The organism is Candidatus Hydrogenedens sp. (assembly GCA_035361075.1).
In the GTDB taxonomy this organism is placed as follows: Bacteria; Hydrogenedentota; Hydrogenedentia; order Hydrogenedentales; family Hydrogenedentaceae; genus Hydrogenedens.
Map to the genome: position 1 here is coordinate 1 of DAOSBX010000045.1, position 23947 is coordinate 23947.

Here is a 23947-nt window from a genome sequence, read left to right on the forward strand (position 1 = left end):
GCTTTCCAGAAAGCAAAAAATGTTAAGGCATGCCATAATACAAGAAGTGTATCGGTTGAAATTGAATTAGCTCCTGCAATAAGAAATGGTGAGACTGCATAGATAAGAGCAGTAATTTGCCCAATTGTTTCATCCCAAAGATTTTTTACAAAGAGGTAAACAAAGAGGACTGTAAAAAAGAAAGCGGGGATAAGATAAAATCGTGCTCCCCATGTGCTATTTTCACCAAAAATTGCCAATCCTGATGCTATAGCCATATACGTAAGTGGTGGTTTAGACCAATGATGTTTTCCATGAAGTATGGGTTCTAAAGGGTTTCCATTCTGATAGGTTTCACGGGCACATAAAGCATATCTTCCTTCTGTAGTTTCATAAAGACCACGACTTCCCTGAAACATACTTACGCTTACAAATGCAAGGAAGAGGGCAATATATAAAATGTTTTTAGGTATATAATTATGGTCATTTATTGAAATGTTAGACATGTTAATTCCCTTTAGGATAACTATCCGATAGTTTTTAATAGTTATGAAAGAATATGTATATAAAACGTAGAAAGTTTTGTCTTTATTTTACTAAAAGAAGACGAAGAGAAGATATTTTATTCCATAGAGATTTTTGATTTGAAATTAAGATGTTTTTATTACGTATTTGTTTTGGTACTCAATAGTTTATTAGTCCAGGTAGCCTAAGGCTTTTAACTTTTGTATCATATCAGGCGGTAGGGAAGTTGTGTTTCCAGTGTTATAATATTTTTCCTGTTCCTCATTTGAGATATATGACATCAGTTTCTGTACAGTATTGGGGTAATCGGCTGATATGTCCAAATTTTCATTAGGGTCATTGCTAATATTAAACAGTTTAACAGTATTCTTGTTCTTGTCAAGTATAAGTTTCCATGGATAATCAACAACGGCTTCCAGATTCAGATCCATATCAGACCATGGTCCCCAAGTCACAATTTTTGAAATAACATCATCATTTTGTTTTATCAGGTCATATCCTTCAAATTGAGGAGGAATAGGAAGTCCTATCAGGGATACAATAGTTTTCGCTAATCCTGCAGTTGAGATATTTTTATCCACTCTTTTTGGAAGTATACCTTTACCGTAGATGATTACAGGAACTCTTATTTGTTCTTCATAAACCGTGGTACCATGACCCACACCTTTATGCTCCCAGAATTCTTCGCCATGGTCTGAGATAATGAAAAAAATTGTGTTTGGAAATTTATGGCTGATGAATTGAACTAATTTTTCTATCTCTGCATCAGTAAATCTTATTTCTGCGTGGTATCTCCGTTTAATTTCATTTTGTGCTGAAGTAGACAACTCAAACGGTGGGGGCTCTTCTCGCTTACCAATAAGATAATATATTAAATTTGTTGCATACTCAAAAAATGGGTCTGGTTCTAATCGACTTTTTTCTTCATCCGTTATATTTGCTGTTGTCTTGAAGTACTGAAGGAAAGAGTCTGGGGGAGTATATGGCATGTGAGGATCCATGTAGTGGGCATATAGAAAAAAAGGCTGTCTTGGATTTCTCATAAATTCCAATGATTTTGTGGTTACAGTTGAGGCAATTCCTCCATTATCAAAATAAAAATGTGATTTTTTAAATCCTTGTGCAAATCCAAGTAACGGTGCCAGATTGGCGTTTGTTTGCACCGCATAAGTTTCATACCCATGTTGTGCAAGATATTCAGGCAGAGTTAAAATTGCATCACTAAGAATATCGCTCGTAGGAGCATTCGGGTCCTCTTTCATAACGCTGTAGCGGACACCGTGTTTTTCTGGGGGTAAGCCTGTTAAAAAAGTAGCAAGGGTCGGTTTTGTCCAACTACAAGGAGTAATAGCATTAGGTATATATATAGATTTCTTTGTAAGGTTTGATAGAAATGGTGTAATAGGGTTAGGATTTAGTTCAGGATTGATACAATCAGCCCTTACTGTGTCAATAAGAATAAAGACAACATTAGGAGGTGCTAATATTTTTTTCTGGATATAGTAGCCTGCAAAGATGAAAACAAAGGCTAAGAAAAGTAAACCAATAATAAGAATTTTTTGGGTTTTATTCATTTTGTTATATACTTAGATTAACTTTCAGTTTCTATTTCGAGGTCGTAAACAAATGAATGTTCTCCTTGTAATGGGCATTGAACCAGCCATTCCCCTTTAGGAGACATAATTCCAGAAGCAGAATTAATTACGCCGAATTGAGAACCCGCATTTACAGTTACAATATAGCATTTGCTTTCACGGGCTCGTAATCGGAGGTTAATATCATAGTATGGAAGGTAAGTCTGGTCTATACCAGTATTTGCAAGATGAAAAATTATCTGTGCTCCTCGTTTGCCTAACTGGTAAGATAATCTCGGGTCATGATATGGACCGAATCCAGGTGCGACCCAGAAATCATTGCCAAGCAAACAACCAAAGGTAATTCCTTTGTACTTAAAAATTCTTAGTTCTTCTCCAGGGCGACACCAACGACGGTCTTCTTCCGTAGGGACTAATTTCTCCTGTGTCCCTAATAATTTCCCTTCATCAGTGTAAATCCGTGCTTGAATATAAGTTTGTTCATTCATTCTTACACCAGTGCCAATAATGGCAGTAATATATGATTTTTTACAAGCAGACGCTATTTGTTTCCATGCTTCGGGTGTTCTAACATCACTAAAATTGTTGTTATAACCTGTAAGACTCATTTCAGGAAATACGATAATGTCACAATCTCCTTTTTGGATGTAATCTAATATTTTGGGAAGATTATCTTTTTTTGAATTCCCGACTATCATCTGGACACCTCGAATACGTAATACTGCCATAAAACTTTCCTTCTCTTATTTTTCTTAACTTAACGATATTATGTCAAAAAAAGATTGCTATTTTAAATTTGAGTTAGGTCATCCATATCGTTTCATTTTGAGTTTTAAAATAAAGGTTAATTTTATACTAAGTTATTATTATTAATCTCAGTTTTATTTTTAAAATAATAAAAATAATAAATGAAAAATTTGACTTCCTTGTTATAAAAAAGTTAATATATAGAGTTATGAGTCTGAGATTTTAAAAATGTTCTCTTTTTTTATAAAATAGTGTATAATATTTAATAGAGTTGAAATAGGATCGTTGTATCGAAGGTTTAGTTAATACTAATGATGTTAATGGAGATAAAAAGTTAATATCATTGATAATTGATAGAAAGACATTGGGCAGGAAATGAAAGTGGCAAATATTCAATATGATAGTGAAAATAAGGACCCAATAGAAATAATTGAGTTAGAAATTGCTGATTGGGATAAATATCACCGTGAAATTTTTGCCCGTTTTTCTACAATAATAGAAAGAATAACGGAAAGACTTCCACGGTTTCGGCATTCTTTGAAGAATCGTAAGAGTTTGAATGCATATTTTCAGCGGGTTAAGAACCTTCTGGATAAAGCGAACTCCCTCGAGGAGCGTAAAAATCTATCTAAAAAAGCACAGGGGCAAATTCGAGAAATTCGTTCTGCTTTAGCTCATTGTTATACAGCAATTGTTGCCTTTGAGAATGCATTCAATACAACGCTGGCATTATTAGAACGGATACCAGAAGATACAATATCCGTTTCTTCTGATATTTCTACGATTATTAAATCAAAAACACAGGAAGAGGAGCTTTTAAAAGAATTACAAATGGTTCAAGGGATGGGCCCTGCATCTCCCAAATCAGAGATTAAAAGTGAATTTGTGAGTGTAATGAAAGAGGAGGAGATAGAAGAAACAGAGGAAAAAGTAAAAATTGGTGATTTATTGGTTAGAGAGGGAATAATATCACGGGAGCAGTTACATAAAGCACTTGTTTACCAGAGGCAAGGGAGTCATAAGAGAGAACATTTAGGTTCTATTTTAGTGAGGCTTGGGTATGTGGATGAGGATACAATTTCTAAAGTATTAGCAAAACAGAGTGGTTATCCGTATATAGAGGATTTGAGGAACGAGATTGTCCACCACATGGCATTGAGTATTATTCCAGAACGTTTAGCACGTCAACATGAATGTATGCCTTTGCAAATACGTGGAAATACACTTCGTGTAGCAATATCAAATCCATATAATCTCTTGGCGATTGAAGACTTGAAATTAGTATCAAATTGCGCTCTTGATATTGTTGTATCATCGAGAAAACAAATATTCTCTATGATTCATTACTGGTATAACATCAAAGTTTAGGGGTTATTACTTCCTAATTAGTCGTGGTGGATTTGATTATCAAGAATAAGTCGTGTTCGTGCACTTAGAATACGATAATCCCCTATATGAAAGTCAGAAACAGATTCAATAATAACGTCACGGTTAAATTCTTTTTGTATACTTTCCAAGATAGACATGTTTTCTTCACGAAGTCGTTTAGCAATATGGGGGTGCGTCTGTAAGATAACTTTCTTTTCTTTATTCACTACAAATAAACTTTTAAGTCGCCGAAGGATATCTAATAACATCGTTGTTACTGATTTTATATGTCCTCTTCCATAGCAATATGGACACGGCTGTGTTAATATTTTTATAACATTCTGTTTCAACCTTTGGCGGGTCATCTCAATCATTCCCAACTCACTGATTTCAGATATTGTGATTTTTGCCCTATCTCTTTTTAGCAGTTCTGTAAAATGATTTAATAATTTTTTGCGGTTTTGCTCGTAGAGCATATCAATGAAATCAATGACAATAATACCATTTAAGTCACGTAAACGGACTTGACGGGCTATTTCTTCTGCCGCTTCCAAGTTGGTTTGTAAGATAGTTTCTTCTAATTCTTTTTTCCCTGTAAAACTCCCCGTATTGACGTCAATTGCTACTAACGCCTCTGTCAAATCGATAGTGATATATCCACCTGACTTAAGTTGAACGTTTCTTTGAAGGATTTTCTCAATTTCCTTTTCAATATTCATCTTTTCGAAAAGAGGTGTTTTAAGTTTATATAACCGAACCCTTTTCTTAAGTTGTGGTTCGAGGATATCGAGGAAATTTATAATTTTTTCATATTGCGGTTGATTATCTATTGTTAATCGATGCACATCTTTCGTAAATCGGTCTCGGACAACACGTAAAATAGGATTCAGGTCTTCACGGAGGATGCCAGGTCCTTTTTGTCTGTGGAACTTTTCCTGGACTTCCCTCCAAACTCTTAGTAAATATCCAACGTCATTTTCTAAGTCTTCACGAGACCTATTTTCAGCAGCAGTTCTGAGGACAATACCCATCCCAGGTGGTTTTATTTGTGGAATAATTTTCCGTAATCGTTCTCTTTCTTTCTCAGATTCTATTTTTCGTGATATACCGCTGGATTGGATAGTTGGGAATAGGATAATATATCTCCCAGGGATAGTAATAAACGTTGTAAGTCTTGCTCCTTTGTTCCCTATCTGGTCTTTTACGACTTGCACCATTATTTGTTGGTTTGTATGAATTATATCTTGTATTCTGGGAGGACCCTTTTCTGTTTTACGGTGTAGGGGGCGTGGAACCATTCCCTCATCAACAATAATATCCTCAAAATCTACCAGAATATCCGATACATATAAGAAACCGTTCTTCCCAATACCAATATCTATAAATGCTGCTTGCATCCCAGGAATGATAGAATCAACCCTGCCTTTATAAATATTACCGACCAGTGACGGAGCTTCTGCTCGTTCTATCATAAGTTCCACTAATTTCTGGTTCTCTAAGAGGGCGATGCGTGTTTCTAAAGGCTCTACATTGATAACTAATTCTTTCATAGCAATTATCCCGCAAATAGAAATGATTTTTCTCTGGGAACACTATATATTAATCCAACCCCGACAATACAAGTTAAATAAAAGGAACGACCGTAACTTAAAAATGGGAGTGGTAACCCTGTAACAGGCAGTACCCCCATTGTGATTGCGATGTTAACAAATATGTGAAATAGAAATATAGTAGCAACTCCAGTAACAAGTAATTTCCCTTTTAACTCATTTGCATAAAATGCTAATTGCACAAAACGGAGTAGAAGTAAGCCATAAAGGATAATAAGTAATGAAGATTTATAGAAGCCATGCTCTTCCGCAAATAGAGAAAAAATGAAGTCAGTGTGATGTTCAGGAAGATATTTTAGTCGGGTTTGGGTTCCTTGTCGAAAGCCTTTTCCGTAGATACCACCACTACCAATGGTAATTCTACTTTGATAGGTTTGCCAGCCACTACCTCTAATATCTGCCTCTGGATGAAAGAAGGTATAAATTCGGGTAAGTTGGTGTGGTTTCAAAGGTAGATATTTAGGATGTTCACCTGCTTGTATTTGTTCGATTGTAAGGCTATTAACTTCTAAAAATAAGAAGAGTATTACTACTAACCCTGCGATAACCGTAGCGAGCCAATGCCACAGCCGACAACCAGCCACCCACAGCATTATCATAGTGATAGGGACAAGAGACATGGCAGTTCCTAAATTAGGTTGTAGAAGAATGAGAAAGATGGGGATGCCTGAAATTATAAAAGTTAAGATATACCAGTGCAGTTTTTTAATACGTTCTCCAAGTTTTCCGAAGTACCATGTAAGTGTTAGCACGATAATAATCTTATTAATTTCAGAAGGTTGGAACCTAAATGAGCCAATAGGTATCCATCGTTCGCTCCCTTTTGCTTGCACACCAAAGAATAGCACAGATAAAAGGAGCAAAATGGAAAGAATATATAAAATGGGCGATAAGGCTATAATGATGTGGAAATCAAAAATTAAAATGAAAAGCAGGATAGGAATGGTTATAAAAAATATCATCACATGGTTTCTAAAGTTTGTATAGTCCTCACTTTGACATGCACTATACATATTTATCCAGCCAATAACAACCAACGCAAATATGAGTAGAAATGATATGACATCAAACTTTTTCAGTCTACGCCAATCAATGATTCGAATACTACTGTCCTCAATGTCAAAATCTATTTGTTGTGTTGGGGTTAAATATTTTTCTAAGGTACTCAATTTTGCTGGTCTCCCGTTTCTTCTCTTGCTATAAGTTGTGGTTCCTGCTTTTTAGCATCTCTTGTATAGAAAAATTCGATAACCTGTTTTGCCACAGGAGCAGCTGCAGAAGCACCATGATGCCCATGTTCAATCAACACACACAAAGCTATTTTAGGTTCTTTATTCAATACGCCAGCAATAAACCATGCATGGTCTCTCATTTCCCATGGTATTTCTTCTTCACTTTTATATTTTTTATGATGCTCTAAAGACATAATTTGTGCACTACCAGTTTTCCCGATAACAGTAATTCCTTCTACTTTTGCAGATTTCCCTGTACCAGCCCTGTGTGTCCCCGAAGGTTCAACACATAATTTCATACCTTCAATAACAGATTCCAATGCTTTTTTTGAAAAAATTTGTTCTTGTGCATCAGGAATTTGAAAATCTTTATTTAAATGTGGGTAAACGCGATGTCCTCCATTAATAATGGTAGCCATAAGGACTGCATTTTGTAATGGTGTTGTAGCACAACTTCCCTGTCCAATACTTAAATTTACTGTATCGCCAGGGTACCATTTCTGTTCCCATATCGGTTTATGAGCATTTACTTTAGCTTTCCATTCACGGCTGGGGATTAACCCAGTTACTTCATTTGGCAAATCAATGCCTGTTTGAACTCCGAGACCTATCTTATGGGCATATTCGGAAATTGTATCTACACCTAATTTTAATCCAACGTTATAAAAGAACACATCGCAGGAATAAGCCAATGCTTCTACCACATTCACGGAGCCATGACCATATTTATTCCAACATTTCCATTCCCTACCAGTGCCACCAATTCTAAAAGAGCCTGGACAAAAAAAAGTTGTGGTTGGAGTAATTACTCCTTTTTCGAGTGCAGTAGCAGCAAGGAAGACTTTGAATACAGAGCCAGGTGGATATTGTTCGCTAATGGCTCTATTAGTCATTCGGTTGGGGTCTTTAGATTCTAACAATTCAATTCGTTCTGCGTCCTTTCCTTTTGTTACAAACACATTTGGGTCATATCCTGGACTACTCGCTATTGCTAAGACCGCACCTGTATCGGCATTAAGAACCACAATAGAGCCCTGTTGATTTGCAAGAATTTGTTCACAAAACTTTTGTAGTTCAATATCGAGAGTCAAGACAAGGTCTTTCCCTGAAATAGATTTCTGACGCAATTCTGTTTCCTCATATAATAAGTGTCCACGACTATCTTTCCGAGCTAAAACTAAATTTCCGTATCGGTCTGTTCTTAGTTGTGGTCTACCTGACGCATATTTTGTTACAGTCATATACCCATCTTTTCCATGGAGCCAACGTTCATAATACCGTTCCAAACCACTTCTTCCTATAACATCGCCAGGGAAATATTCACCCTCTAAGATATCTAATTCATCTTTATTAATTTCATTTAGATACCCCATAATTTGTCCAGCAACGGAGCCCATCGGATATCTTCTTTGTGGCTGTAATGTTAAGTATACCCCTGGTAATCTAAAACTATTTTCTTCAATTCGTATCCAATCAGAACGAGCAATATCCTTCTTTATTACAATCTGAGTAAAAGGCTCTGATTTGAAATTATCAATTTGCTCTAATATCCACGAAGCAGGAACATTAATAATGCTCTCCAATGTCTTCGCTACATCTTTTTGCTGGTTTACTGGGCAATCTCCTGGGACAAAGACCACATCTGTGGAGGGACGATTATCTGCCAATATAGTTCCATCCTGAGCCAGAATTTTACCCCTATCTGCTTTTAATCTCTGAGGCCAGATACGGTTATTCTCTGCCTTTTCGCGGTATAATTCCGCATCACGAACCTGAATGGTCCAAAGACGGAATATTAAAATCGCCATGCTAAATATAATGGCAATCACTACAAGCCATAATCGGACATCGTTACTTCTATATGTTAATGAGATATCACTCATTTATTTATAACCTTGAATGTTTTTATTTCCGATAAACGAAATACGTGATGTAATAACCAGAATATAATAGGTGTCATCAGGGCACTATAAAATGCAGATGGTACGGTATTGACAAAAAGGACATAAAAGAAGTTTGTATATGGGTCTTGTAAATAAGTTATGACATTAAATAACAATCCGTGGAGCAAAGCCCCCATAAATACCAATCCGGACTTAATTGCTGGATGCTCACTTAGTAGCCTGCTGGATAATTTTCCAAATATAAATCCTGTAATTACAAGGCAAAGTATATGATGCCCGAGTGAAGTGTTACTTGCGATGTCCTGATATATACCTGCCAATATCCCTGTGAACATTGCTCGTTCTTCTCCATAGAACAAAGCAAAGAAAATAACCATGATTAAACCCAAATCAGGAACAACTCCTTGAATTTGCAATACCTCAGGCCATCCTGTTTGTATAACGGACATGGTCAGAACAATTATAAACCAAATTATATAGTCAATGTACATTTTTAACTCCAAGCATTAGGGTGCCAACAATTCTTGAATAGTTGTATCTGTATTCTCTGGTATCTTTATGTCCGTATTTAATTGACTGCTCACGTGCATATTATCAATCTCTGTAATGTCAAGTGGCTCAATATTATCTATAATTATATAAACATCATCCAACCTATATGGGTCTACAATTGGTAAAATATCAGCACTCTTCCAAAGTGTTCCTGACTCATGAATAGATTGAATAGTTCCTATAGGCAACCCTGGAGGAAAGATGCTTTCAGGGCTTGTAACTATTATATCTCCAACCCGTATTTGGTCATAAATATCAATGTAATTCATGGTGCATATCTTGCGAAAATCTCCCGATGGATAAATAACGCCATCATAAGCACGTAGTCGATTTCTTTGAACCATGGCACCTATTCGACATTCACGATGATGTAAGGTAGCAACAACAGAGGAAAAAGGAGATGTATCTATAATTAATCCGACAACCCCTTCAGGAACTATGACTCCTTGATATGCACGGATACCATCATTTGTCCCACGATTTATTCGGAGGGCACCTTGGTATATTTCTAAGATATTAGCGTGAACCAATGTCAAGTTTTTCCATTCTTTTGGTAGAGCAGAGATTTTAAGTTTTTGTTGGAGCTGACAATTTTTTTCTGTCCTATCGAGTAGGGCTAACCGTAAACGCATAAGTTCTTCTTTTAAGGTTTTGTTTTCTGTCCTGAGATAATCAGGTTCAAAAACAGCTTCTACAACATAATCGAAAAAGTTAGAAACATACATCTTAGTGTTTACGATGGGATAAGTTATTAAATAAAAACCTTGTTTGAATATTCTTTTTAAAGGTTCTGTGGATGTTTCTGTGAGAAGAGATAAGATACATATAAGGCATATCACAAGGAAAATAATCGTAGAACGGTAAGGATGTGATATGTCCGATGTGTTCATGTTTATTTATTATTCCCAAAATAAATTAAGCCCAATGAAGTCCTTTTTACCCTCATCCTTTTTATGATTAAGTGCAAATTAAAGTTTCTCTTCAGGAAAGTTCTTTAACTCTTCAAGGAACTTTCCTCCGCCGAGTACAACCGCTGATAATGGGTCTTCTGCAATAGAGACATGAAGTCCCGTTTCTTTGGCAAGTAACTGGTCTAATCCACGGAGTAATGCTCCACCACCAGCAAGGACAACACCGCGGTCGACAATATCAGCCGACAATTCAGGTGGAGTTCGTTCCAATGTAAAACGAACCGCTTCTACAATTTGGCTAACAGGTTCTCTAAGCGACTCACGAATTTCTTCAGAAGTAATGGTAATAATTCGTGGCAATCCTAATACCTGGTCTCTTCCTTTTACTTGCAATTCAAGTTCCTGTTTTAATGGGAAAGCAGAACCGATAGCTATTTTTATCTCTTCCGCTGTGCGTTCACCTATCATCATGTTGTACGAACGTTTCATGTGATTAATAATCGCTTGATCCATTTCGTCTCCCGCAACACGAACTGATTTTGAAAACACAATTCCACCTAAGGATATAACAGCCACTTCCGTTGTTCCGCCTCCAATATCTACAATCATGCTTCCCTGAGGTTCATGGACGGGCAAACCAGCCCCGATGGCAGCTGCCATCGGCTCTTCAATAATATATACTTTCTTGGCACCTGCCTGCATAGCACTTTCTGTAACAGCACGGCGTTCTACCGCTGTTATGCCAGAAGGGACACCGACAGCAACTCTTGGCCAGATTAGCCTTTTACGATTGTGTACTTTTTGAATAAAATACCGAAGCATTTGTTGTGTTGTCTCGAAATCTGCAATAACCCCGTCTTTCATGGGTCGTATTGCTACGATATTACCTGGAGTTCGCCCTATCATATTTTTTGCTTCATTCCCGACAGCACGAACTCGTCCTGTGTCTTTGTTGATAGCCACCACTGATGGCTCACTCAAAACAATCCCTTGTCCTTTCACATAAACAAGGGTATTGGCTGTCCCTAAATCTATAGCCATATCGTGGGAGAAAAGCCACGGTATTTGTCGAACCATCTGTAACACGCGTTTAGTCTCCTTAATGTGAATGGGTTATGTTAAAACAAAATATTCCATTGTCCCTTTGTATTAAAAAACTAATTATATCAAACATGGATTCTTTTTTGAAATTCATAAATATTTGAACTGTAACCAAATATCCTTTGCTTGGTTTACCTTATCCGTTATAATTGTTCTTATTTTACTTGAATGATTCTATGACATTACATAATTTTTATTAAAAATCACATAAATATCTGAGTGCATTAAAAAAATCTATTTAAGGAATTGTTTTATAGGGCAATTTTTGTTATTATATTATATAAAGGAAGAAAAGGATGGAGTATTTTTTCTGTCATTTTTAAGTTCTGATAGAAAGTTAATAAGATTATAAGGATTAAAAAGGCTTTTATTCTATAATGAACAGTTTCCTAAAGCAAATATCGTTATGGATTGTGTTTCTTATTATTATGGTTCTGGTTCTTTCAAACTTTTCGAAAGTGAAAGGACCGAAGAAGGAACTTCTTGAGCCCGATTTTGTTCAGCAATTAGCACAAGGAAATATTAAATCAGTAACAATCCGTGAAATAGGGAATAACCTTAAACAGGTTTATGCTGAATTGAAAAATGAAGTAGAGGGTCAAAAGAAAATACAATTTAACACAGACACATTTAAGGAAGAATGGAAAAATCAGTTAGATGAGCAAGGGGTAGTGTATAAATACGAAACCGAAAATCCATTATGGCAGGGATTATTGGTTAATGTTTTGCCCTTATTGATAATTATGGGTTTGTTCTGGTTTTTAATGTTTCGTCAGGTTCAAGGGGGTAGTAACAAAGCATTATCATTTGGGAAAAGCCGTGCACGGCTTGTAAATCAAAGTGATAAAGTAGTTACTTTTAACGATGTAGCAGGGGTTGACGAGGCAAAAGAGGAATTACAGGAGATTGTAGAATACTTGAAGGACCCAAAGAAATTTTCAAGGTTAGGTGGAAGAATTCCCCGTGGCGTTTTATTGGTAGGACCTCCAGGTTCTGGGAAAACATTATTAGCACGTGCAGTGGCAGGGGAGGCTAATGTTCCTTTCTTCAGTATAAGCGGTTCCGATTTCGTAGAGATGTTCGTAGGAGTTGGTGCCAGTCGCGTTCGCGATTTGTTCCAGCAGGGTTATAAAAATGCTCCATGCATTATCTTTATTGATGAAATTGATGCGGTTGGCAGACAACGTGGTGCAGGTTTAGGCGGAGGACATGATGAGCGTGAACAGACATTAAACCAGTTATTGGTTGAAATGGATGGTTTTAATAGTAATGAAGGGGTTATTCTCATGGCTGCAACCAATCGGCCTGATGTTCTCGACCGTGCGTTGCTCCGCCCTGGCAGATTTGACCGACAGATTGTAGTAGCCAATCCTGACGTACGTGGTAGAAAACAGATATTGGAAGTTCATATACGAAATCAAAAAGTTCCTATGGATGATGACGTTGACCTTGATGTATTGGCTCGGAGTACCCCTGGCTTCTCTGGTGCTGACCTCGCAAATATGGTAAATGAAGCTGCCTTGCTTGCTGCCCGAAGGAATAAAGATAAAGTAAGTATGATTGATTTCGAAGATGCCAAAGACCGTGTTTTAATGGGTCCTGCAAGAAAAAGTCTTGTGTTAAGTGCAAAAGAAAAATTACAAACCGCATATCATGAGGCAGGACATGTTCTGGTTGGGCGACTTTCTCCCGATGCAGACCCTATCCATAAAGCAACAATTATCCCACGGGGACCCTCTCTCGGAGTTACAAGTTTCCTGCCAGAAGAGGACCGTCATAACTTAACCAAAAAATGGTGCTTGGCAACAATTCGCGTTACAATGGGTGGTCGTGCTGCAGAAGAAATTGTGTTTAATGAGTTTACCAGTGGTTGTGCCAATGACTTACAACAGGCAACACGATTAGCACATTCAATGGTTTGTGAATGGGGAATGAGTTCATTAGGTCCTATCGCTTTTGGCAAGAATGAAGAGGTCTTTTTAGGACGAGACTTTGTGCGGATGCGTGAATTTAGTGAGGAAACAGCCGCTGCTGTCGACCGTGAGGTACATACAATTCTTGAAGATGCTTATAGAGACACAAAGGCACTTTTAGAAAAACATAAAGATATTTTAGATGCTTTGGCAAAAGCACTTTATGACAAAGAGACGCTTGAATCTGATGAGATAGACGAGATTATTAGCTCTATTGGAGGTGAACATATCCTTCCCGAACGCTGGAAAAAGGATAAACAAAAAAAGTTTACGGAAGAAGAGATTAAGCAACCACAAGAATCTACAGAGGAAATAGTAAAAACATTGCCTCCAAACCAACCACCACTGCCTGATTTGGCATGACTAATGTATTCGTTTATATTTTTGGGATAGGGAAAAATGTTAAAGCGAACGCAAGTGATAGGAATTTTGAATATTACCCCAGACTCGTTTTATGACGGTGGACTTTATTTTAATTTTGATAAGGCATATTCGCGTGCGTTACAGATGGTGAGTGAAGGTTGCGATTGGATAGATATTGGTGGTGAGTCCTCCCGTCCTTTTTCCGAATCAATCAGTGCAGAAGAAGAACAACGGAGAATTCTACCTGTTTTGCAAGCTCTTGAACAATTGCCAATTCCCCGTTCAGTAGATACATACAGAGCAGATACAGCAAGGAAAGCCTTGACATTTGGCGTTTCAATGGTTAATGATATATCAGCATTTCGGTTTGACCCAGAACTTGTGGAGGTGGTTGCCGAAGCCAAATGTAATTATATTTTAATGCATATGCAAGGAACCCCTAAAACAATGCAGTTGGAACCTCGATATAACGATGTGATTTCAGATATTTGTGCTTTCTTCGAAGAGCGATTAACGTTTGCAGTTAATCACGGAGTTGAAGAAGAGAAGATATGGCTTGACCCCGGTTTCGGTTTCGGTAAAAATGTGGAACAAAATTTAACTATATTGAGACGGATTGAAGAATTTAAAACATTTGGCAGACCTATTCTTATTGGAACTTCTAACAAATCGACCATTGGTACTGTATTAGATTTGCCTGTTGACCAACGTATAGAAGGGACATCGGCAACAATTGCATGGGCAGTATTTAAAGGTGTACATGCCGTTAGAGTTCACCAAGTTAAGGAAATGGTTCGAGTTATTCGTATGACTGAGGCTATAATGTACGGAATAGAATAGAGGAAGGTAAATGTGAATATGAACAAACGACTTTTTGGAACAGACGGCGTTCGTGGTGTTGCAAATATTCACCCAATGACTGCGGAAATGGCTCTGAAAATAGGCAGAGCCGCAGGAACTATTTTTCAACGGGAAAAACGACAACATACAATCCTGATCGGTAAAGACACACGACGTTCGTGTTATATGCTTGAAAATGCACTGACAGCTGGACTGTGTTCTGTAGGTGTCCGTGTCTTGTTAACAGGTCCACTACCGACACCCGGCGTCTCGTATATTATGCGTAGTTTGCGATGCGATGGGGCTATTATGATTAGTGCGTCGCATAACCCTTACTACGACAATGGAATAAAAATATTTGGTCCAGACGGGTACAAAATTCCGGATGAAATTGAAGATGAAATTGAACGATTAATTCAAACAGGTGAAGTTGACCAGCTCCGTCCAACCGGAGAACACGTTGGTACCGCAAAACGGATTGACGATGCTGTTGGAAGGTATATCGAATTTGTCAAAGCAACGTTTCCTAAAGGCATGCGATTGGATGGTTTGCGGATTGTTGTCGATTGTGCAAATGGTGCAATGTATAGAGTCGGACCGGATACACTATCGGAATTAGGAGCAACCGTAATACCTATTGCTGATGAGCCAAATGGTGTAAATATCAATGACTGTTGTGGTTCTGTTTACCCAGAAGAGATGCGGGCACAGGTAATCCGTGAAAAAGCAGATGTAGGTATTGCTTTTGACGGGGATGGAGACCGATTGGTAATGGCTGATGCCCAAGGAAGATTACTGGATGGAAATGCTATCCTCGCAATTCTTGGAGTTGATTACTTAAAAAGAGGCATTCTTGGCAATAACACATTGGTAACAACGGTTATGTCAAATGTGGGGTTAGAGTTAGCCCTTCGATCTTTTGGGGGTAAGGTGGTTCGAACAGGAGTAGGAGACCGAACCGTCTCAGATACATTAAAAAAAGAGGGGTCAAACTTAGGTGGCGAACCTTCAGGTCATATCCTCCTAACAGATTATAATGTTACAGGCGACGCAATGATAGCCGCTTTGCAATTGCTGGCGATTATGATACGTTTAGATCAACCGCTATCTGAATTAGGAAAAATTTACCAGCCGTTGCCGGAACAGCACGGGAAAGTAACCTACGAGGGGAAAGCAAAACTAACGGAGGAAGAGTTAAATAACATAGCAAATACCGCAGAAAAAGAATTAAATGGTGATGGAAAAGTTGTAATACGATACTCAGGAACAGAACCCGTAGTCCGTATTATGGTTCAACACACCGAACTCCGCAAAGCAGAATTCTATTGCAAAAAATTGGTAGAACAAATATCATTATTGCTGAAAACGTAATTAACACTGGAGGTTTTTCTATGATAGAACTGGGTGTAAATATTGACCATGTTGCTACTTTGCGGGAAGCAAGAAAAGGAAAAGTACCTGATGTTATTACCGCTGGAAAGATATGTGAGATTGCAGGTGCTCATCAGATTACTGTTCACCTTCGTCAAGACCGTAGACATATTCAAGACCATGATGTGCGAGCACTTAAAGAAGTCCTTTTAGTTCGGCTTAATTTGGAAATGGCTACAGTGCCTGAAATAATTGCAATCGCCCACCAAATAGTCCCGCATACCGTTTGTCTTGTCCCTGAAAATCGACAGGAAATTACTACGGAGGGAGGGTTGGATGTTAAAGGACAAAAGGAAACATTGAAAAAAGTGGTAGACGGTATGCATGAGAGAGGGATTAAAGTCAGCATGTTTGTCGACCCTGAATCTGAACAAATTTCTGCAAGTGCTGAAATTGGAGCGGATAGTGTAGAACTTCATACAGGTGCCTATGCAAACGCCACAGGGAATCAAGTTGAAAAAGAATTAAAACGATTATATGAGGCAGGAAAAATTGCCAATCAATTAGGGTTGGCTTTGCATGCTGGACACGGCTTGACCGTGCGGAATCTTGAGCCAGTGGCAAGAATACCACATCTAAAAGAAGTCAATATTGGACATGACATTATAGCCCGCTCTATTTTTATAGGCTTAGACTCCGCTGTTAAAGAAATTTTGGCTATTCTTGAAAAAGTAAGTTCAAAGTAAAATAAGCTGAAATATTAATCGCCTATTAGGTAATTGCAAAATGTCACAAAAAAAAGTAACCGCAAAGATAACTCTTTTAAACGTGCTCCATGAACCGTTTGATAAACGGATGTATTATAAGCTGGCACAAAGTTTTATCAACAATGGTTACGACGTATATTCGATATGCCCTTGGAAGGAAGACACAGCCCCGACCAGTAACATTGGAGTTCATTTTATTATATATCCATATAAAAAAGGTTGGCTGAGTCGGATTAAATCAATATACACACTGTTTAAGTTAGGCAAACAGGTTTCCTCTGATATTTATATTGCACCAGAACCAGAATCCTGGGTCTCTGCCCTTCTAATCAAACTTCGTAAGGGCGGTAAAGTCATATTCGATATGCATGAGCATAACCCTAACAAGATGGCACAGTTCTTCCCTCGATTCTTACAGCCCATCATAGAATACCTCACGTTAAAGGTAATGCGAATCTTTGCACAGTTTACCGATATGATTATTTTGACTCGCGAAAGTTTTGAGCCAATGTGGTCAGGCGTTTCCACTCCCAGAATTACCATTATAAATACAAATCATCTGCAAGACGTATGTTCTAATATCCCTCAGGAATTGATTGACAAATATGCTCATGTTCCGACCATTATCCATCAGGGAGTTTTTGGAACTATACGTGGTTCTTATCAACTATTAGATGCTATGGAAATAGCAGTAAAAGAAATTCCTGATTTATGTTGCATCGTATTAGGTGAATATGTTTATGGCAGTGAGGAAGAATATAAACAGGCAATCTTAGATAAAAAATTGGCTGACCATATCCATATGCTTGGTGTGGTTCCATTTGAAAAAGTGCCAGAATATATTAGAGTTTCTAAAATAGGACTTATCCTGTTTCAACCTGGGTTCTTAAATCATACCCTCGCCATGCCTCACAAATTGTTTGATTATATGCGAGAAGAAATCCCTGTAATTGTTCCTGACTTTGCTATTGAAGTATCGAAAATAGTTAAAGAAAGTGAATGTGGTCTATGTGTGGATGTGACCAATCCAAAAGCAATTGCAGACGCCATTATTTACCTTATTAAACACCCAGAAGAGGCTCAAAGATTGGGTAGAAACGGGAGAAAGGCTATTGAAATGCGGTATAATTGGCAAAAGGAAGAAAAAATCCTTATCGAATCTATAGATAAACTTGTAGCTGGAAAGCATTCCGAATTTTTATAAAACTATTCAGGAACTATTTCATGCGTTTAAAATTCGATATACATACCCATACATGTGCATATTCTCCTTGCAGTTTGATTGAGCCTGAAGATTTACTCGAAAGTGCTGTTTCTGCAGGTTTAGATGGTATTGTCATTACAGAACATCACTATCAATGGACAGACAAGGAAATTCAGCAATTGAAAAAAAATGTTGATGTGAACGGCTTAATTGTATTTGCAGGAGCTGAAATAACAACCGATGCTGGAGACCTGATTGTTTTAGGGTTGCCCAATGAAATCATATCTCGATGGAAAGCCTATATTTCGATAGAGGAAGTCATTGCAGAAGTGGATTTAAATAATGGATTTTGTATAGCTGCACACCCAACACGACGTTATCATCATTTTGATGAACAATTAGAGATATTACCTATACCTGCCATGGAGGTAATGAGTATTAATATGAATGTAGAAGAACAAGAACGTGCAAAAACTTGGTCTCAAAGATTAAAGCGGATGCAGATATGTGCCAGTGATGCTCATCAATCCTGGCAGGTAGGAAAGTACTGGATAGAGGTTGAATTAGATACCCAAAATCAGTTAGATTTTTTAATAGCACTAAAAAAGGAACGATTTAAAATGGGGTCTTATTAATTTTACATAGTGAAAAAATAAAATGATGGAAGACGTAAACGAAGAAAAAAATAATATTACCAACGAAGCAAAAGACACGAATGAGGTTTCGGTCTGGAGCGAAATATTTTCTTTTATAAAAATTCTGGTATTATTTGTTTTCTGTGTTTGGTTTATACACTCATTCGTGGTGGAGGGTTATGAAGTCTGGGGACCATCCATGATGAACACACTTGACGAAGGTGACCGTATTTTAGTGTTCAAACTTCCGTGTGTTCTGAAGAACTTCCCTCTACTTCCCGAGCAATGGAAAATTCATGAGGGAGATATAGTTGTCTTTGAAGGTAAAGACGAAAACGACCGCCGTTATGTTAAACGGGTTATTGCTATGGTTCCTTCTCAACGTTTCAGTAATATCGCGAATGCTTCTGAAAATGCACAAAAGGAAATTCCTCAAAAGAAAGTGGAGTATTTTAAAAATAAAGTATATGTTAATAACCATATGTTGGAAGAAAACTACCTGGACCCAAAGTTGAGTATGTCGGATGAAGAGGATTTAGTGTTTTTACATCCAGGTGAATATTATGTTTTAGGTGACAACCGAAAAATTAGCAAAGATAGTCGGTTTTTCGGTCCTGTAACAGAAGACCAAATTGTAGGAAAAGCAATATTCCGTTTTTGGCCATTGAGTAAGATAGGCTGGCTGTGATATTCGACTTGATTTTATCTGATATTCACTTAAAGGTCGGGGAAGAAAACCTGCCCCGACGTAAAGAGTTTGAGATATTTTTAAGGGGACTGTGTGATAACCCACCAAGGCGAATTGTATGCCTCGGTGATATTTTCGATTTCTGGTTTGAATATAAGCATGTCCTTTTCTCCGGTTATTTTGGCGTGTTAAGTGCTTTCCATGAACTTTATCGACAGGGTGTTGAGTTATTTTTCGTTGGAGGCAATCACGATTTTTGGGCTGGAAAAACACTCGAACAGATTGGGTTCCATGTTTTAGAGTCCGGAACAACCATTGAGTTTGACCATTGCAAAGCAATCCTTATTCACGGCGATGGTCTAAATAAGAAAGATATAGGTTATCGTATATTCAAACGATTTGCCAGAAATCGGCTGATGATTTATTTATTTCGTATGGTTCATCCGGACTGTGCTATGGGCATAGCCAAATTAATGAGTAAAGGGAGCCGTGAATTACAAAAAGCCGATATAAACCGACATCAGAGAGAGGCAGAGATTATCAAAAAATATGCAATAGAAATACTTCATAAAACAAAATACGACGCCGTTATCTCTGGACATTGTCACCAGCCAGAATGTTCTACATTAACGATTGATAATCGGACATGTTGGTATGTTAATGCTGGGGATTGGATAGAAAACAATACCTTCGTAAAATGGGATGGCAAACAATTCTCTATTTGTAGATATAAGCCAAACAAAGACTAATTTTCTGCTTTATACCCCCCGAGAAATATTACTGTTTCTTCTTAAAACCGACGCTTTTAGGATTTTGGATGGGGGCTGGGTGAAGAGTTTCAGGTTTGCGTTCCTGCTGAGATGGTTTTTGCGATGTGTCACCCTTTATTTTTGGCTCTTGTTGTGGTGAAGGAATAGGGGTAGATTCAATCCGTTTAGGGACAGTAGATTGTTTTGGTTGTGGTGTTACTTGCTGGGTTTGAGTTGAAGTCTGTTTAATTCGTTGCCGTGCCTTGAGTATTTGGTCAATACATTCCCCTATCTCAACCCGTTTTGTTAAAAGTAAATCGGGATTCCTTGTAAAATTAACTAAATCAGGAACAATATCCTTAAAGTTGTAAATAATCTCCACCTTCTGAATAAGTTCAGGGAATTTCCCGCTCTTTTTTAATTCCTCCAATAACTGGTTAAAAATGGTTAGATAGTCATAGTCCTCAATACCATCCCGAATAATTTCCCAACGAACAGAATTGATAGGTTCTTCCATCCCAGGATAAATAAGAAAACCGTCTCCATTGGTTGGAATCACATCCAGAGGACATGCTTCTGGATCTTTTTCCTTAGAATAATTAACACACCAATAGTGTACTCCTTTAATGCCCAACATCCAGGTTTGCCAGAAAAAGATGCGATGTTCTATTCCTGCAAAGTCCAAAAAGAAATTGGCATACGGCCGTGGTGGTGCATGGTTTACACACCACCATACCTCTTTACCACGTTGAATTTTTTCTAAAATAGTTCTGTTATATGGCGTATCCATCACAGGACTGTGAATAGTCCATATATCAATATTCTCTGGTAGGACAGGGTTTAATCCACGTGTCGTAATCATTAAAGGAATCTCGGGTGCAAGTGTTTTCCATTGATTGGCTACACTTAATAATTTTTCCACATCCTCTTCTTTCGGAAATTCCCACAATGGAACGAAGGTATACTTTATCAAATTATTTCGTTGCAGGAAGTTATACAAAATCGTTACTTTTTCAGGCTGATTTATCAATTGTGTAGGTAAAGAAAAATTCGTTATTCCTGTCTTTTTTAGTTTTTGAATTTTAGGAAGGATATTATTCAATTCCTGTTCATAATTTTCCGTCTTTGGCATGGGTAGCTGAGTAAGTTCTCGTAGAGTCACACGATGTTCAATAGCATTCTCCAGATACATTGAAGCAAGTAATGAGGCATCGGGCTTTTTACCTAAAAGGGTTTGAGTATTGCGAATGGCACAATCCCACGAGAAACCAAAGTCTGTTTTTAATGTAGGTGTTTCAGGCAATACAAATTCAAATACATGTATGTTCAATGCGATTTCAATAGGGTCAAAAGTATTGCTGTGCAATTCCAGGTAGCCTTGATATTCCCCCGGTGGCAAACTTTCTGGGGCGTATACCGTTACCCAGAAGGCAGACGTGCTTTGCGGGGCTATCTTTATTCGTTGTGTTGGTTTCAACGCATCAGGCCAGAAACCTGTAGGTCCTTCATAATAGGAAGGAACAACTACGGGGTGGAATTTAACCTCATAAAAAGAAAATGCGTCGGGTGGAATAGGAATACCAGTGTTTTCATCTTTTATGTCTGATAAGATTGCTTGGACAGAACAGGCTTCTTCACCATTATTGCGAATTGCAATTTGTAAAGATTCACGTTCTCTCCTTGCAAGGTAAATCTTATAAACTTTCTGACCCTCTGTTGTGGGTTCTGGATTGTCTTCTGGGAAAATCTTGAATAGCGGATTTTCAAACCAAATTTTTGTCCTTGAACCTTTGAATAAAAGATTCCTTTTTAATTTCCGTGGTCCTTTATCCAATGCTTTTGGAGCATCAGTCCATGGCGGGAACAACTCTTCATGCGGATTTAACGAGGGTTCAGGAGTTCCAACAACAAACTGTGTATCTATACCACCGTGGGGAGACCCCGTTTCTTTGCCAAGATAATATTGCTTCCCTTCTTGTTCTAATTGGGCAAGAAAATCATACCTCCCAGGAGAAGGTGCTTCCCAGTTATATGTGCAACGTATGAGGATATTCGGTTGAAAATCAAATTTTTTGGTCGGTAATTTCCATACCTTACCATCAGAACCAAGAACACGCGATTGAATTCTCATATTCTTAAACTCACGATTCGGCGAAAGAAGCAAAACCAATTTCCCATCCTCATAATAGTCCACTTGCCCTGCCATTTCATCAGAGGCAAAACTTACATGACTAAGTCCACGAACAATTGATAGTTTATACATTGTCGACCAGACATCTCCGGGTTTGAGTAAAGTAGGTAAGAACCAGGATTGAACCCCTTGCTTGTTTTCCTTTGGCTCCCACACTGCAAGGTAAGAATGGAGCATATCCGCATGGAAAATCAAGCATACATTTTCTAACAACTCAGGGTCGGTATAGGCTGACCAGTTCCGTGATGCAAGCAAATGATGACTTGAATCAATGGATAAAATACCGTCGGTTGAAGGTATCTCTAAACGGTCTCCTTCGTTCCACTTTCCACCAGGGTTTATCGAATTTGCTACCCACGGAGCTATCCATTGATTCTCTGTGCCTTCATTTTTGACAGTAAGTTTTACCGTAACCCCTGCTTCATGTGGTAAAAGTTCCATCGTACGTTTTACATACAATCCTTGTATATTCGGTCCTTCACAATTGTAAGTGTAGTTAATCACTCTTTTACCGTCAGGAAGATTCGTTACGTCCCATTGTTCATTAATCTTACGATTTGGCACGTAAAAACTACCAACACCAAATCCTTCCTGAAACATCCCTAAAGGACCCGCTATATTATCAGGCGGATTTATCAACCCTAACTGGGAAATGACCCCTTGCTGTGAAGGGTCAACTTTTAACCAGAGGTATTGTGTCCTTATTTCCGTTTCGCCTTTAATAGGTTCGCCTATTAACCTCGTAGGTATAAGAAAAAAAATAAGTACCAATCTAAGCAAACAATTTCTAAACAACGTTATGCCCATAGCCAATTGTCCAATCACAACAAACTATAATTAAGACCTCTGAATAAGAGGAGTAAAAAATTTTATGTAAATTATACACATTTTCATAGATGAAATCAGATTTACAAATCAAAGTAAACAAGAACTCAGAAGGTTATTCCTCCCTGTTTCAGTCTATTTTCACCCATACTATTTTGTTATTTTCTATTGTTCTTTCTCTCTTTTTATTACCTATGCATACGTCTCCACCTCACGCTTCAAATTATACCCCGCCACCAACAAAAAATGATACGTCCCATTCTTTTCTAACCCCCGAAACCGACACCGCACATATCCCATCCAATGCTTTAATATCGCAAAGGGTAATTCCACTCCTCCCCCCCGCACCTTCGGTATAGCACGATTCCGCAACCGACATAGCATTGCCTCGTTTGTTACTACCCCATTAAAGCCAATTCCCAAAAACTCTCGAAAAGATAGACTATCTACTATCTATTTCCTCTGTCTGCGGGGCTGATAACCCATAACATGCCTGTAAAAATAAATTCCCCAACTCCGCTCCATTCCTTTCATCATACCTCGTTGCCTTTTATTCATGGATGGTCTTACTAAATTGTGTAATTGTCCAACTACTTCCCTAATTTTCATACCTCTCCCCTCTCTTTTTGTTTCACTTTTTTAACCCCCTTTTCCTTTATAATTTATCTCTAAGATACCAACATAAAATAAAACTTATTCAAAGTCTCATGTATTAAGTAGCAAAGACACTCTTGTCTGTGTTTCTGTGTAATTAATTTAATTACTTAAATCATTGCAAATCAAACAAAATTATTTAACCACAGAGTTCACAGAGGGA

At 37.8% G+C, this 23947-nt stretch carries 21 protein-coding genes; 9 read left to right on the forward strand and 12 right to left on the reverse strand.

Going from position 1 to position 23947, the window contains the following annotated elements; genetic code table 11:
- From PLJ10_11755 to PLJ10_11765, 3 genes are all read right to left on the reverse strand, one after another.
- The coding region (locus PLJ10_11755; protein HOK10319.1) for a glycosyltransferase family 39 protein at positions 1–485 on the reverse strand (485 nt) is incomplete at its 3' end.
- A 189-nt stretch (positions 486–674) separates the two neighbouring features.
- Positions 675–2078, reverse strand: coding sequence for a sulfatase (locus tag PLJ10_11760; protein HOK10320.1), 1404 nt, complete (start codon positions 2076–2078; stop codon positions 675–677).
- A gap of 17 nt (positions 2079–2095) precedes the next feature.
- The gene (locus tag PLJ10_11765) at positions 2096–2827 is read right to left on the reverse strand and encodes a carbon-nitrogen hydrolase family protein (protein HOK10321.1); all 732 of its coding nucleotides are present in this window, start codon (positions 2825–2827) and stop codon (positions 2096–2098) included.
- Positions 2828–3227: 400 nt separating this feature from the next.
- Here PLJ10_11765 and PLJ10_11770 point away from each other — a divergent pair, with 400 nt between their 5' ends.
- Entirely contained in the window at positions 3228–4214 is a 987-nt protein-coding gene (locus tag PLJ10_11770) for a hypothetical protein (GenBank protein HOK10322.1), read from the forward strand.
- Between the two features lie 17 nt (positions 4215–4231).
- Here the strand turns inward: PLJ10_11770 and PLJ10_11775 are convergent, their stop codons facing one another.
- From PLJ10_11775 to PLJ10_11800, 6 genes are all read right to left on the reverse strand, one after another.
- Positions 4232–5764, reverse strand: coding sequence for an Rne/Rng family ribonuclease (locus tag PLJ10_11775; protein HOK10323.1), 1533 nt, complete (start codon positions 5762–5764; stop codon positions 4232–4234).
- A 5-nt stretch (positions 5765–5769) separates the two neighbouring features.
- Positions 5770–6993, reverse strand: coding sequence for a rod shape-determining protein RodA (gene rodA / locus PLJ10_11780; protein HOK10324.1), 1224 nt, complete (start codon positions 6991–6993; stop codon positions 5770–5772).
- Positions 6990–8939: a penicillin-binding protein 2 gene (gene mrdA, locus PLJ10_11785; GenBank protein HOK10325.1), complete on the reverse strand. Its 1950-nt coding sequence runs from the start codon at positions 8937–8939 to the stop codon at positions 6990–6992. Before mrdA ends, rodA begins: the two co-directional genes overlap by 4 nt.
- Complete coding sequence (mreD, locus tag PLJ10_11790) at positions 8936–9451, reverse strand: rod shape-determining protein MreD (protein ID HOK10326.1); 516 nt, start codon at positions 9449–9451, stop codon at positions 8936–8938. The genes mrdA and mreD overlap by 4 nt, the downstream gene beginning before the upstream one ends.
- Before the next feature lie 15 nt (positions 9452–9466).
- Entirely contained in the window at positions 9467–10402 is a 936-nt protein-coding gene (gene mreC / locus PLJ10_11795; protein HOK10327.1) for a rod shape-determining protein MreC, read from the reverse strand.
- 78 nt (positions 10403–10480) lie between these two features.
- Complete coding sequence (locus tag PLJ10_11800; GenBank protein HOK10328.1) at positions 10481–11500, reverse strand: rod shape-determining protein; 1020 nt, start codon at positions 11498–11500, stop codon at positions 10481–10483.
- Positions 11501–11901: 401 nt separating this feature from the next.
- On the opposite strand from PLJ10_11800, the gene ftsH reads away from it, so the two are divergent.
- From ftsH to PLJ10_11840, 8 genes are read left to right on the forward strand one after another with little or no spacing between them, the layout of a single operon-like run.
- Complete coding sequence (gene ftsH, locus PLJ10_11805) at positions 11902–13860, forward strand: ATP-dependent zinc metalloprotease FtsH (GenBank protein HOK10329.1); 1959 nt, start codon at positions 11902–11904, stop codon at positions 13858–13860.
- A gap of 36 nt (positions 13861–13896) precedes the next feature.
- Positions 13897–14700, forward strand: a complete 804-nt coding sequence (gene folP, locus PLJ10_11810) for a dihydropteroate synthase (GenBank protein HOK10330.1) — start codon at positions 13897–13899, stop codon at positions 14698–14700.
- A gap of 18 nt (positions 14701–14718) precedes the next feature.
- Complete coding sequence (gene glmM, locus PLJ10_11815) at positions 14719–16071, forward strand: phosphoglucosamine mutase (GenBank protein ID HOK10331.1); 1353 nt, start codon at positions 14719–14721, stop codon at positions 16069–16071.
- A 20-nt stretch (positions 16072–16091) separates the two neighbouring features.
- Positions 16092–16817 (forward strand): pyridoxine 5'-phosphate synthase, encoded by a 726-nt coding sequence (locus PLJ10_11820; GenBank protein ID HOK10332.1) that lies wholly within the window; start codon positions 16092–16094, stop codon positions 16815–16817.
- A 40-nt stretch (positions 16818–16857) separates the two neighbouring features.
- Complete coding sequence (locus PLJ10_11825) at positions 16858–18042, forward strand: glycosyltransferase (GenBank protein ID HOK10333.1); 1185 nt, start codon at positions 16858–16860, stop codon at positions 18040–18042.
- Between the two features lie 20 nt (positions 18043–18062).
- Positions 18063–18677: a PHP-associated domain-containing protein gene (locus PLJ10_11830; GenBank protein HOK10334.1), complete on the forward strand. Its 615-nt coding sequence runs from the start codon at positions 18063–18065 to the stop codon at positions 18675–18677.
- A 22-nt stretch (positions 18678–18699) separates the two neighbouring features.
- Positions 18700–19365, forward strand: coding sequence for a signal peptidase I (gene lepB, locus PLJ10_11835; GenBank protein HOK10335.1), 666 nt, complete (start codon positions 18700–18702; stop codon positions 19363–19365).
- Positions 19362–20114: a UDP-2,3-diacylglucosamine diphosphatase gene (locus tag PLJ10_11840; protein HOK10336.1), complete on the forward strand. Its 753-nt coding sequence runs from the start codon at positions 19362–19364 to the stop codon at positions 20112–20114. The genes lepB and PLJ10_11840 overlap by 4 nt, the downstream gene beginning before the upstream one ends.
- A 28-nt stretch (positions 20115–20142) precedes the next feature.
- Here the strand turns inward: PLJ10_11840 and PLJ10_11845 are convergent, their stop codons facing one another.
- The 3 genes from PLJ10_11845 to PLJ10_11855 all read right to left on the reverse strand — a co-directional run bounded on the left by PLJ10_11845 (position 20143) and on the right by PLJ10_11855 (position 23739).
- Positions 20143–23112, reverse strand: a complete 2970-nt coding sequence (locus tag PLJ10_11845; GenBank protein HOK10337.1) for a DUF4091 domain-containing protein — start codon at positions 23110–23112, stop codon at positions 20143–20145.
- Positions 23113–23353: 241 nt separating this feature from the next.
- Complete coding sequence (locus PLJ10_11850) at positions 23354–23509, reverse strand: hypothetical protein (protein HOK10338.1); 156 nt, start codon at positions 23507–23509, stop codon at positions 23354–23356.
- Between the two features lie 74 nt (positions 23510–23583).
- Positions 23584–23739: a hypothetical protein gene (locus tag PLJ10_11855; protein ID HOK10339.1), complete on the reverse strand. Its 156-nt coding sequence runs from the start codon at positions 23737–23739 to the stop codon at positions 23584–23586.
- Between the last annotated feature and the right edge of the window lie 208 nt (positions 23740–23947).

What these genes read in the sequence shown, in the direction of transcription:
- PLJ10_11760 (HOK10320.1), bottom strand. Translation starts at nt 2,078, where the DNA reads ATGAATAAAACCCAAAAAATTCTTATTATTGGTTTACTTTTCTTAGCC.
- PLJ10_11765 (HOK10321.1), bottom strand. Translation starts at nt 2,827, where the DNA reads ATGGCAGTATTACGTATTCGAGGTGTCCAGATGATAGTCGGGAATTCA.
- PLJ10_11775 (HOK10323.1), bottom strand. Translation starts at nt 5,764, where the DNA reads ATGAAAGAATTAGTTATCAATGTAGAGCCTTTAGAAACACGCATCGCC.
- mrdA (HOK10325.1), bottom strand. Translation starts at nt 8,939, where the DNA reads ATGAGTGATATCTCATTAACATATAGAAGTAACGATGTCCGATTATGG.
- mreD (HOK10326.1), bottom strand. Translation starts at nt 9,451, where the DNA reads ATGTACATTGACTATATAATTTGGTTTATAATTGTTCTGACCATGTCC.
- mreC (HOK10327.1), bottom strand. Translation starts at nt 10,402, where the DNA reads ATGAACACATCGGACATATCACATCCTTACCGTTCTACGATTATTTTC.
- PLJ10_11800 (HOK10328.1), bottom strand. Translation starts at nt 11,500, where the DNA reads ATGGTTCGACAAATACCGTGGCTTTTCTCCCACGATATGGCTATAGAT.
- ftsH (HOK10329.1), top strand. Translation starts at nt 11,902, where the DNA reads ATGAACAGTTTCCTAAAGCAAATATCGTTATGGATTGTGTTTCTTATT.
- folP (HOK10330.1), top strand. Translation starts at nt 13,897, where the DNA reads ATGTTAAAGCGAACGCAAGTGATAGGAATTTTGAATATTACCCCAGAC.
- glmM (HOK10331.1), top strand. Translation starts at nt 14,719, where the DNA reads ATGAACAAACGACTTTTTGGAACAGACGGCGTTCGTGGTGTTGCAAAT.
- PLJ10_11820 (HOK10332.1), top strand. Translation starts at nt 16,092, where the DNA reads ATGATAGAACTGGGTGTAAATATTGACCATGTTGCTACTTTGCGGGAA.
- PLJ10_11825 (HOK10333.1), top strand. Translation starts at nt 16,858, where the DNA reads ATGTCACAAAAAAAAGTAACCGCAAAGATAACTCTTTTAAACGTGCTC.
- PLJ10_11830 (HOK10334.1), top strand. Translation starts at nt 18,063, where the DNA reads ATGCGTTTAAAATTCGATATACATACCCATACATGTGCATATTCTCCT.
- lepB (HOK10335.1), top strand. Translation starts at nt 18,700, where the DNA reads ATGATGGAAGACGTAAACGAAGAAAAAAATAATATTACCAACGAAGCA.
- PLJ10_11845 (HOK10337.1), bottom strand. Translation starts at nt 23,112, where the DNA reads ATGGGCATAACGTTGTTTAGAAATTGTTTGCTTAGATTGGTACTTATT.
- PLJ10_11850 (HOK10338.1), bottom strand. Translation starts at nt 23,509, where the DNA reads ATGTCGGTTGCGGAATCGTGCTATACCGAAGGTGCGGGGGGGAGGAGT.
- PLJ10_11855 (HOK10339.1), bottom strand. Translation starts at nt 23,739, where the DNA reads ATGAAAATTAGGGAAGTAGTTGGACAATTACACAATTTAGTAAGACCA.